This window comes from Aquabacterium lacunae, assembly GCF_004310865.1.
Taxonomy (GTDB): Bacteria; Pseudomonadota; Gammaproteobacteria; order Burkholderiales; family Burkholderiaceae_C; genus Aquabacterium; species Aquabacterium lacunae.
Window position 1 is genome coordinate 1 of record NZ_SIXI01000013.1, and the last position, 5,292, is coordinate 5,292.

Below are 5,292 nucleotides of genomic sequence, written 5' to 3' on the forward strand. Positions count from 1 at the left end.
CACCGTGGCCTAACTCGGCGGTCAAGCGGACGCCAACACTGGCCATGGCTTCGCCATCTTCATGGCCAGTGTTGGTGCCCTCCACTCGCTGCGCTCCTTCCGGCGCCGCTTACCTTGGGCGTTAGGCGCCTCCACATGCGACGAATGAAAAATCTCGATCGATTCGCTCAGTTCAGCGTGTTGGCGCTCACAAGTTTTTGCTGCCAGGCTCAACTGAATACGCCCTATGCAAGCGCACAGGAGAACATCAAATACTTCAATGAGGCCCTTGCGCAGCCAGAGAAATCAGACCACTTTCGAATACTCGTGGAAGTTCAGCGCGGCAAGCTAAGCGAACACTTCTGGCTGAACCGAGTGAGGTTGGACGGAAACGTTTATGTCGCCAAGCTTGAAACAGTCCCGCGATTTGCAACCGACCTTAAGCTTGGTCAAGAGTTGCGTGTCGAGGCCAAAGATGTTCGTGATTGGAACTACCAAGATCGAGTGACGCGCACGATCTACGGCCACTTCAACACCTGCGCGGAGTTCAAAGCATTGCCACCAGAGGAAGCCACCGAACAAATGTCATACTGGAACGTCGCATGCAAGCCAAAGAAATAGGCAGCGAACCAATCTTCGCTTCGGGGTTTGCGCCTAACTGGTCGGTCAAGCGGACGCCAACATGGGCCATGCCTTCGGCATTTTCATGGCCCATGTCGGTGCCCTCCACTCGCTGCGCTCCTTCCGGCGCCGCTTACCTTGGGCGTTAGGCCACTGTTTGGCTGGTCTCTGGAAGCATTTTCTGGGCGTGTTTTGTAGCATCGCGCGCCCTGCTTCGCTTTTCATGCGGGAATGGTTTAGCTGGCCTCGGTTGCTTCCTGGTTCATCAACCAGCAGGCTTCGTTTCAAGCCCGGCGCTCACTCGCCAATTAGTTTGCCACGGGGCGCTGTTCGCGGTCTCAATCTGGCTGTCAGTCCTTCGGCTGCCTGCTCACCACCGCGCGGCGCCAAAGTGCCACGCGCCACCGCCAAGTGGGCTGCTTGTCCTTCGGCAAGCAGCGCTCTGGTGTGTGCCGTGTCTTCGCCACGCCACCAACTCGCAACATGAAGGCGCAGTCATGGCTTCGCCATCACTGCCCGGCGTCTTCGCGTTATGCTGGTGTCATTCGATGCGCTGCTTGATCGGCGCCAAAACAGAACACCTGGGAGCACCTTTGCAAAGCTGTCCGCCCACTGGCGCACGCCATCGCTCTGGAAGTGGTAACGCCATCACCGAGCAATGGCACGGGCGCTTCGCGCAGGCACCGTGGCCTAACTCGGCGGTCAAGCGGACGCCAACACTGGCCATGCCTTCGGCATCTTCATGGCCAGTGTTGGTGCCCTACGCACCTTCGGTGCTCCGGCGCCGCTTACCTTGGGCGTTAGGCCACTGTTTGGCTGGTCTCTGGAAGCATTTTCTAGGCGTGTTTTGCGGCATCGAGCGCCCTGCTCTGCTCGTCATGCGGGAATGGCTTAGCTGGCGTCGGTTGCTTCCTGGCTAATCAGCCGGCTGGCTTCGCTCCAGGCCTGGCGCTAACTCGCCAATTGGTTCGCCACGTGGCGCGATTCGGGATCTCAATCTGGCTGTCAGTCCTTCGGCTGCCTGCTGGCCACCGCGCGGCGCCAAAGTGCCACGCGCCTCCGCCAAGTGGGCTGCTTGTCCTTCGGCAATCAGCGCTCAGGTGTGTGCCGTGTCTTCACCACGCCACCAGCTCGCAACATGAATGAGCAGTCATGGCTTCGCCATCACTGCCCAGCGTCTTCGCGTTATGCTGGAGTCATTCGATGCGCTGCTTGATAGGCGCCAAAACAGAACACCTGGGAGCACCTTTGCAAAGCTGTCCGCCCATTGGCGCGCGCCATCGCTCTGGAAGTGGTAACGCCATCACCGAGCACTGGCACGGGCGCTTAGCGCAGGCACCGTGGCCTAACTCGGCGGTCAAGCGGACGCCAACACTGGCCATGCCTTCGGCATCTTCATGGCCAGTGTTGGTGCCCTCCACTCGCTGCGCTCCTTCCGGCGCCGCTTACCTTGGGCGTTAGGCCACTTCTGAAATAGGCTCTGGAAACATTTGCAGGGCATGTTTTGCAGCATAGAGCACCCTGCTCCGCTCATCACGCGGGAATGGTTTGGCGGGCCTCGGCCGCTTCCAGGTTAATCGACCGGCTGGCTTCGCTCCATGCCCAGCGCTAACTCGCCAATTGGTTCGCCACGCGGTGCTGTTCGCTTGCTCAATCTGGCTGTCAGTCCTTCGGCTGCCTGCTGGCCACCTCGCGGCGCCAAAGTGCCACATTCCAACGCCAAGCGGGCTGCTTGTCCTTCGGCAATCAGCGCTGTTGTGTGTGCCGTGTCTTCGCCACGCCACCGGCTCGAAATCTCAGCCCGCAGTCATGGCTGCGCCATCACTGCCTGGCGTCTTCACGTTATGCTGGTGCCATTCGATGCACCGCCCCAGCGGTGTCAAACACAAGCCAAACGGGAGGCACCTTGCCTGCACTCAATGCAGCCCAAGCATGCTCACAGGCTGCTGCCTTCGCTGGCCAGCCTAACGGGGCGTTGCACGCGGACGCCTCAACGTTCCACGCCTGCGGCGTGGCCCGTCGAGGTGCCCTCCAGCCTTCGGCTTCCGGCGCCGGTGAACTTTGGCGTTAGGCCACTGTTTGGCTGGTCTCTGGAAGCATTTTCTGGGCTTGTTTAGGGCACCTGGCGCACGGCTCTACTGAACATGCGGGAATGCCTCGGCGGTCGTCGGTTGCTTCCTAGCGCATCAACCGGCTGGCTTCGTTTCAGGCCTGGCGCTAACTCGCCAATTGGGTCGCCACAGGGCGCGATTCGGAGGCTCAATCTGGCTGTCAGTCCTTCGGCTGCCAGCTCGCCACCGCGCGGTGCCAAAGTGCCACGCGCCACCGCCAAGTGGGCTGCTTGTCCTTCGGCAATCAGCGCCAGGTTCTGTGCCGTGTCTTCGCCACGCCACCAGCTCGCAACATGAAGGCGCAGTCATGGCTTCGCCATCACTGCCCGGCGTCTTCGCGTTATGCTGGCTGCATTCGATGCGCTGCTTGATCGGCGTCAAAACAGAACACCTGGGAGCCCTTGTGAAACGCTGTCCGCCCATTGGCGCACGCCATCGCTCTGGAAGTGGTAACGCCATCACCGAGCACTGGCACGGGCGCTTCGCGCAGGCACCGTGGCCTAACTCGGCGGTCAAGCGGACGCCAACACTGGCCATGCCTGCGGCATCTTCATGGCCAGTGTTGGTGCCCTCCACTCGCTGCGCTCCTTCCGGCGCCGCTTACCTTGGGCGTTAGGCAACACCAAAATGCGAGTGCACATTCCACCGTCGTTACCACTTGCTTTTCTGGCGATCTGGGCAATCGCATGCATCTTTGCATTTCTCTTTGCGAGCGTGTCGCCCGTTTTTGAGTTCGCCTACTTCGTGCTGCCCTTCTCAGCATTCGTTGTTCCGCTCTGCGTTTCGCACCTCTCGTGTCGCCTCGCAAACGTAGTCCAGAGCGAGCCAACGGAGAGCAAGCGCTCTATCGCCTTATCGGCTGCAGCTGCTGCAATTGGCGTTGTCGCCTACGGGCTTTCCTTTTCGGTAATCGCTCGCTTTCTTGAACTGCCTTGGCGAGCCGGAAAATTTGGGGAAGCTTCCCTCGACCTCGGTATGTCTGCGGCGCAGTCCTACGGCTTGGCGGCCATCCTTACAGCACTTGCTGCATTTGCGCTACTCAAAGCATCGCCAACCAACTCTCGCTATGCAATCGGTAGTCTTGGCATGCTCACAGTGGCCAGCCTCATCTACTTGCTGTTGGGCCTCACGCCTCTCGTGCAGTGGAGAGCATGACAATGCATAGCAACCGTATCTCACCATCAGCGTCGCCTAACTGGGCGTTGCAGGGGACGCCAACACTGGCCATGGCTTCGCCATTTTCAAGGCCAGTGTTGGTGCCCTACGCGCTTCGCGCTCCGGCGCCGGTTAACCTGGGCGTTAGGCTCCCAGAGAGCACGGCAGCTTGACACTCGAAATGTCATACATACAATGTACGTATGATCAAGTTCGAATGGGATCCGCCCAAAGCCGCGGCCAATCTCAAAAAGCACCAAGTCTCCTTCGATGAGGCAAAGTCCGTCTTCTATGACGAGTTCGCCATCCAGTTCTTCGATGAAGAGCACTCATCGGACGAAGAGCGCTTTCTGATGTTGGGCATGAGTTCTAGCGCGAAGTTGCTCATCGTCTGTCATTGCGAGCGCGAACATGGCGAGGTCATCCGCATCATCTCCGCTCGCAAGGCAACCAAGCGTGAAAGCGCGTTCTACCAAGGTGGCTAGACATGAAAGCTGAATACGACCTCTCCAAGCTGAAGGCCCGCAAAAATCCATACGCATCAAAGCTGAAGAAGCCCGTCACCATGCGGCTCTCAGAGGACGTTGTTGAGTATTTCAAAGGCATGGCTGAAGAGGCTGGCATTCCGTACCAAAGCCTCATCAACCTGTATTTGCGCGACTGTCTTGCCAACCATCGTAAGTTGCAAATCAAGTGGCCGCACGCGGTCTGATCTGGCTGTCTGTCCTTTGGCAGCCCGCGAAACGCACGAGCGTGAGGCAACTGTCTGCCGCGCACACGCAGTAGTGCTTGCGGTCAAGCCTAACCGTTTGTTCAACAGGACGTCTACCGGCTCCGCCGGCATCCGCCTGTTAACGCGGGCGTTAGGCCACTGTTTGGCTGGTCTCTGGAAGCATTTTCTGGGCGTGTTTTGTAGCATCGCGCGCCCTGCTTCGCTCTTCATGCGGGAATGGTTTAGCTGGCCTCGGTTGCTTCCTGGTTCATCAACCAGCAGGCTTCGATTCAAGCCCGGCGCTCACTCGCCAATTGGTTTGCCACGGGGCGCTGTTCGCGGGCTCAATCTGGCTGTCAGTCCTTCGGCTGCCAGCTGGCCACCGCGCTGCGCCAAAGTGCCACGCGCCACCGCCAAGTGGGCTGCTTGTCCTTCGGCAATCAGCGCTCTGGTGTGTGCCGTGTCTTCGCCACGCCACCACATCGAAACATGAAGCCGCAGTCATGGCTTCGCCATCACTGCCCGGCGTCTTCGCGTTATGCTGGCTGCATTCGACGCGCTGCTTGATCGGCGCCAAAACAGAACACTTGGGAGCACCTTTGCAAAGCTGTCCGCCCATCGGCGCACGCCATCGCTCTGGAAGTGGTAACGCCATCACCGAGCACTGGCACGGGCGCTTCGCGCAGGCACCGTGGCCTAACTCGGCGGTCAAGC

General features: G+C 59.5%; 5 protein-coding genes. All 5 read left to right on the plus strand.

What is annotated here, in order from left to right; all coding sequences use genetic code 11:
- The first annotated feature begins 135 nt into the window (after positions 1-135).
- The gene (locus tag EYS42_RS16710) at positions 136-600 is read left to right on the plus strand and encodes a DUF2314 domain-containing protein (RefSeq protein WP_130969348.1); all 465 of its coding nucleotides are present in this window, start codon (positions 136-138) and stop codon (positions 598-600) included.
- 2,663 nt (positions 601-3,263) lie between these two features.
- On the plus strand, positions 3,264-3,866 hold the full coding sequence (locus EYS42_RS16715; protein WP_130969349.1) for a hypothetical protein: 603 nt from the start codon (positions 3,264-3,266) through the stop codon (positions 3,864-3,866).
- 203 nt (positions 3,867-4,069) lie between these two features.
- Positions 4,070-4,351, plus strand: a complete 282-nt coding sequence (locus tag EYS42_RS16720) for a BrnT family toxin (protein WP_130969350.1) — start codon at positions 4,070-4,072, stop codon at positions 4,349-4,351.
- Positions 4,352-4,353: 2 nt separating this feature from the next.
- A complete protein-coding gene (locus tag EYS42_RS16725; protein ID WP_130969351.1) occupies positions 4,354-4,578 on the plus strand; it encodes a BrnA antitoxin family protein in 225 nt (74 codons plus the stop codon).
- A gap of 503 nt (positions 4,579-5,081) precedes the next feature.
- Positions 5,082-5,292: hypothetical protein (locus EYS42_RS17210; protein ID WP_207301181.1), on the plus strand; the 211-nt coding region annotated here is incomplete at its 3' end.

Coding starts and splice junctions, on each gene's coding strand:
- EYS42_RS16710 (WP_130969348.1), top strand. CDS start 136: ATGCGACGAATGAAAAATCTCGATCGATTCGCTCAGTTCAGCGTGTTG.
- EYS42_RS16715 (WP_130969349.1), top strand. CDS start 3,264: ATGGCCAGTGTTGGTGCCCTCCACTCGCTGCGCTCCTTCCGGCGCCGC.
- EYS42_RS16720 (WP_130969350.1), top strand. CDS start 4,070: ATGATCAAGTTCGAATGGGATCCGCCCAAAGCCGCGGCCAATCTCAAA.
- EYS42_RS16725 (WP_130969351.1), top strand. CDS start 4,354: ATGAAAGCTGAATACGACCTCTCCAAGCTGAAGGCCCGCAAAAATCCA.